Origin of the sequence: Streptomyces hirsutus, assembly GCF_001418415.1 — a bacterium.
In the GTDB taxonomy this organism is placed as follows: domain Bacteria; phylum Actinomycetota; class Actinomycetes; order Streptomycetales; family Streptomycetaceae; genus Streptomyces; species Streptomyces hirsutus.
Map to the genome: position 1 here is coordinate 1 of NZ_LIQT01000678.1, position 5,296 is coordinate 5,296.

Annotated in this window: 4 protein-coding genes and 2 pseudogenes; 1 reads left to right on the forward strand and 5 read right to left on the reverse strand. The window is 72.4% G+C overall.

Annotation, left to right across the window (positions count from 1 at the left end):
- Window positions 1–1,195, forward strand: a 1,195-nt coding sequence (locus AOK11_RS37285) for an AI-2E family transporter (protein WP_055598056.1), incomplete at its 5' end; no start/stop codon positions are given.
- Between the two features lie 92 nt (window positions 1,196–1,287).
- On the opposite strand, the gene ahpD is transcribed toward AOK11_RS37285, so the two are convergent.
- From ahpD to AOK11_RS37305, 5 genes and pseudogenes are all read right to left on the reverse strand, one after another.
- Window positions 1,288–1,836 carry an alkylhydroperoxidase, AhpD family gene (gene ahpD, locus AOK11_RS37290; protein WP_055598057.1) on the reverse strand — a complete coding sequence of 183 codons (549 nt, stop codon included), beginning with the start codon at window positions 1,834–1,836 and terminating at the stop codon, window positions 1,288–1,290.
- A gap of 179 nt (window positions 1,837–2,015) precedes the next feature.
- Window positions 2,016–4,334 (reverse strand): ABC transporter permease, encoded by a 2,319-nt coding sequence (locus AOK11_RS37295; RefSeq protein ID WP_055598059.1) that lies wholly within the window; start codon window positions 4,332–4,334, stop codon window positions 2,016–2,018.
- 98 nt (window positions 4,335–4,432) lie between these two features.
- Window positions 4,433–4,990, reverse strand: a 558-nt coding sequence (locus AOK11_RS37300; protein ID WP_240497636.1) for an ABC transporter ATP-binding protein, incomplete at its 5' end; no start/stop codon positions are given.
- Between the two features lie 2 nt (window positions 4,991–4,992).
- Window positions 4,993–5,098 (reverse strand): annotated as a pseudogene (locus AOK11_RS45920) (ABC transporter ATP-binding protein); the annotation flags it as partial.
- Window positions 5,095–5,296: pseudogene (locus AOK11_RS37305) on the reverse strand (PadR family transcriptional regulator); the annotation flags it as partial. The pseudogenes AOK11_RS37305 and AOK11_RS45920, both read right to left, overlap by 4 nt.

Below are 5,296 nucleotides of genomic sequence, written 5' to 3' on the forward strand. Positions count from 1 at the left end.
CTCCCGCCCCGACCCCGCGCAGGCCGTGCCCTGGGGAGTACGGGTCGCCGCCGAGGCCGGCTGGCGCCTGCTGGTGCTCGCGGGCACGGTCTGGGTGCTCATGCGGGTCATCGGCGCCGTGCAACTGGTGGTGCTGGCCTTCGCCTCCGCGCTGCTGATCACGGCGCTGCTCCAGCCGACGGTGGCCCGGCTGCGGAAGACCGGGCTGCCGCGCGGACCGGCCACGGCGCTGACCGCGCTGTTCGGGTTCGTCGTCATCGGCCTCATCGGCTGGTTCGTGACCTGGCAGGTCATGGAGAACATCGACACCCTCTCCGACCAGATCCAGGACGGCATCGACGAGCTGCGCATCTGGCTGCTCAACAGCCCCTTCCACGTCACCGACCACCAGATCAACGACATCGCCAAGAACCTGCGCGAGGCGGTCGGCGCCAACACCGAGCAGATCACCTCGGCGGGACTCGAGGGCGTGACGGTCGTCGTCGAGGCACTCACCGGCATCCTGCTCGCGGTCTTCTCGACGCTGTTCCTGCTCTACGACGGCAAGCGCATCTGGGAGTGGACGCTGAAGCTGGTGCCCGCCGCCGCCCGTCCGGGGGTCGCCGGCGCCGGACCGGCCGCGTGGCGGACGCTGACGGCGTATGTGCGCGGCACGGTGGTAGTGGCCCTGATCGACGCGGTCTTCATCGGCCTCGGCATCTACTTCCTGGACGTGCCGATGGCGGTGCCGCTCGCCGTCTTCATCTTCCTGTTCGCCTTCATCCCGCTCGTCGGCGCGGTGGTGTCCGGGGCACTCGCGGTGGTCGTCGGGCTGGTCACCCAGGGAGTGTTCACGGCGGTCATGACGCTGGTGGTGGTCCTGGCGGTGCAGCAGATCGAGGGCCACATCCTCCAGCCGTTCATCCTCGGCCGCGCGGTCCGCGTCCACCCGCTCGCGGTGGTGCTGGCGGTCGCCACCGGCGGCATGGTGGCGGGGATCGGCGGTGCGGTGGTCGCCGTACCGCTGGTCGCGGTGACCAACACCGTCGTGGTGTACCTCCGCGCGTACGCCCAGGAGCCGGCCGCGCGTTTCGCTCCCAAGCCGCGGGGCGCCACGGCGGCGTCGGCGGCCACGAGCCACCCCGCGCCGCAGGCCCCGCCCGTTGCGTCGGTTCCACTCGCACAGCCGGTCCCGCAGGCCCCGCCGGTGGAGTGAGGGGCGAAGGACGCGGGGCGAAGGGCGGGGCGATCGCAGGTGGAACGGCGCGCGCGGAGTCGCTCGTGAGCGGCTCGTGAGCTGCTCGGGAGTCACTCCGCGAGGGCGGCCTCCGCGAGGATCTCCTCCGCCTCCAGGGTGGCGGCGACGGCCTCGATCACCGCGGCGATCTTGTACGCCTCCTGGACGACCTCGCGTGCGACGCCCGCCTTGCGCAGGGCCGCCTCGTGCGCGTCGAGGCACAGTCCGCAGCCGTTGACCGCGGAGACCGCGAACGCCCAGAACTCGAAGTCGACCCGGTCGACGCCCGGGTCGCCGAGGACGTTCATCCGCAGGCCCGCGCGCAGGCTTCCGTACTCCTTGTCCGACAGCAGGTGGCGGGTCCGGAAGAAGACGTTGTTCAGCGCCATCACCGAGGCGGTGGTCTTCGCCGCCCGGTACGCCCCGGGCGACAGGACCGCCTTCGCCTCCGGCGCCAGCTCGCGCAGCACGACGGCCGAGCGCGAGGCGATCGCCGTCGACAGCACCGTGCCCCACAGCCGCTGGACCGGCAGGTCCGAGCCGCCGATGGCCGCCTCCAGGTTGAGCGTCAGGTCCCGGGCGTAGTCGGGGAGGCGGGACTTGAGGGACTCCAACGACATGGCGGGCACGCTCCTCGTGGCGGGGAAGGTTCCCGGACCACAGGGGCTTTCGGATCACAAGGGCTTTCCGTGCGTCCCGTGCATTCCGTGCTTCCCGCGGGCCGGACGCGGTCCATGCTGCCAGGGACGGCGGCCGGTCCCGGGCGCCCCGTGCCGCCCGGGACCGGCTGCCGCGCCGGTCACTCCGTGCGGAGGCCGTCCGGGCGCATCATGCGCAGGAGGGGCGGCAGGCTCAGCAGCGTCACCACCACGACGACACCCGCACCGAAACCGGTCATCTGCACCAGGCTCGTCCAGTCCACCCGTACCGGTGTCGACGTCATCCGCAGCAGGACCGTGCCCAGCGTGACCCCCACCACCGAGGCCAGCAGCAGCCCCAGCCCGATCGGGACGGCCGTCTGCCACAGCACCGACAGGCTCAGGGTGCGCCGCCGGGTGCCGAAGGCGACCAGGGCCGACAGCAGCTTGCGGCGTTCGCGCAGCTGCTCCAGCTGGGAGACCAGCAGGCTCGCCCCGATCAGCGCCAGGACACAGGCAGCGCCGACGAACAGACCGGTACGGATCGTGTCATAGGTCTCGGAACGCTTGGTGGCGTTCCACTGGGCTATGTACGTCAGCGGATCGATCGCGGCGGCCGTGTTCCGCGCGTGCTCCATGGCGTACGGCACCGAGTCGTCGACCTCGAGGTAGATCTGGCTGGAGAGCGTGTCGGTCATTTCCGCCGTCACCGCGCCCGGGGTCAGCAGGAAGCCACCGCGCTCGTGGCCCGCCGGGTCCGGAATCGACCGGACCTCCTTGACGCCCGCGGGGACCGTCCAGGTGACGCCCTCGGCGTAGCGGGAGGGGTCCGAGGGGTCGGGTGCCTCGAGGTGGAGGTCCAGGCCCGGCCTGCTCAGCGCCGGGGTGCTCGTGTCGTACTCGGCGCCGGACACCGTGAACACGTCGCCGTCCCGGCACGAGGGGAGTTTCGCCACCGTGCGCAGGGTCGCGCAGTCGGCGACGGTCAGTGCGGCGGTGTTCTCCGGCTCCTGCCCCCAGGGTTTGTCGGCGAGGTAGCCGTGGGAGAGCGCGTAGATCCTGCTCACCCCCTTGGTGTCCGCCAGTTTCTCGGCGGCGGGGGCGAGTGCGTGGCCGGCCGGCAACTCCACCTGCGCCTGGGCCAGCGACACGTCGAGCCCGGTGTCCTCGGTGTAGTCGCCCTCGACGCCGGCGAACAGCATCTGGAGCGCGATCGCGCCGGCCACGGCCACCGCGATCCCGTTGACCATCCGGGCCGCCGAGCCGCTGCTGAGCTGAAGCCGGCGCACCGCCAGCTGCCACGACAGACCGCCCTTGCCGAGCCGGGAGACGACCGTCTCCACGAACCACGGCAGCAGTGCGGTGATGCCGATGAGCAGCATCAGGACACCGCCGACGACCAGGTACTCGTTGAAGTCCCCGTTCTCGCGGCCCTGCCCGACCATCGGATAGAGCATCACGATGCCGGCCAGCGGCGGCAGCAGTCGCCACCACAGCCGCCGCCGGGGAGGACGCACCGTGCGGACCACGCCCAGCGGCTCGATGACGACCCCGCGCAGCGCGAGCAGCGTCACCAGCACCGCGGCCGCCGGGACCGCGACCGCGACCAGGAGGGCCAGCAGCGGTGACGGGTTCAGGTAGCTCGGGAACACGCTGATGCCGAACAGCTCGACGGAGGCGGCGACCTGGCGGCCGATCAGGAAGAAGCAGGTGCCGAGGACCAGCCCGAGCAGCGAGCCGGCCAGTGCCTCGCCCCCCGCGATGCGCCGGGTGGCCGCCGCGTCGGAGCCGACCAGCCGCAGCGCCGCGAGCCGGCGGTCGCGCCGCTCGCCGCCGAACCGTACGGCGGTGGCGATGAACACGGCGACCGGTGTCAGCAGCACCACGAAGACGACCAGGACCAGCAGCATGATCACCGGGTCGTTCTCTTCCTCGGGCGTGTACCCGGGAGGTGTGCCGAACCTGTCGAGGCGCACCGCCGTCGAGCCGTCGATCCTCTTGGCGAGCCCCTCGGCGCCCGCGTAGTAGGCGAGTTCCTGCGAGCCGACGAGGCCCGGCTCGCCGATCGTCCCCGTGACGTCGTACGGCAGCCGCTCGCGCAGCAGTCCCGTGCCGTCCGACGCGAGCAGCTCTTTCAGGGCGGGGGAGACGACCATCTCGCCGGCCGCCGGGAACTCGCTCAGACCCGGCGGCAGGGGGGCGTTCGGGCCCTCCGGCTCCATCAGGCGGCCGCGGATGTGCTCGTTCCGGAAATCGGTGTCGGTACGCGCGACGACCAGGGTGTCGTCGGTCTTCGGCACGGCCTCCGAGCTGAAGGGCCAGTCGAGCCGCGCCTCCTCCCGCCGGTCCCGTTCCGACAGCACGCCGGGCAGGGCGGCGCAGAGCAGCAGCAGCGCCACACCGAGGCCGACGCCGACACCGGTGAGCAGGGCCCTGATCCAGCCCTCGCGCCCGCCGGCCAGGGCGAACCGGACGCCCATGCCCAGGTCCCGGACCACCGCCCGGACCTTCGACTCCGTGCGGGTGACGGGGACTTCCGGGGCGGAGGAAGCGGTGCGGTCCCGCTCCTTGGTCCCGCTCATACGGCGTGCTCCATGTCCCGGGACTTCCCGTCGCGCACGACGATCTCGCGGTCGGAGTACGCGGCCACCCGCGCCTCGTGCGTGACGAGGACGACGGCGGCGTTGGTGGACCGGGCGGCCTCGGTGAGCAGTTCCATCACGCGCTCGCCGTTGAGCGAGTCCAGCGCGCCGGTCGGCTCGTCGGCGAACAGGACCCGCGGGCCGGTCACCAGCGACCGGGCCACGGCGACCCGCTGCCCCTGGCCGCCGGAGACCTCGCCGGGCCGCTTCGCCCGGACGTCGTCGACCTCCAGGCGCTCGAGCCAGGCCAGGGCGGCGCGCTCGGCCTCCTTGCGGGGCGTGCCGTTCAGTCGCATGGGCAGGGCGACGTTCTCCACGCAGGTCAGCTCCGGCACGAGCTGCCCGAACTGGAAGACGAAGCCGAACTCCGAGCGCCTGAGCCTGCTGCGCTCGGAGTCGTTCATCGCGGTCAGTTCGCGCCCGTTGTACGTGATCGAGCCGGAGTCGGGGGTGACGATCCCGGCGAGGCAGTGCAGCAGGGTCGACTTGCCCGANNCCTCGCCGGGGTGGATGGAGAACGCGGCGCCGTCGAGCGCCGGGGTCGGCCCGTACGCCTTGCGCAGGTCCTGGGCGGTGAGCAGGGATCCGGCGGGGATCGTCATCGGGAGACCGCCTCACGGAGTCTGTCGAGGCGCGCGGCGGTGAGCTCCAGCCAGCGCAGATCGGCCTCGAGGTGGAACAGGGCGTGGTCGCAGATGAGCTGGTCGGCCAGGTCGCCCTGGCGCTTGCGCTCGGTGAGGGCGCGCATGCCGCGCAGATGCTCGGAGCGCTGGGTGTCGAGGATGTCGGCGGCGTCGCGG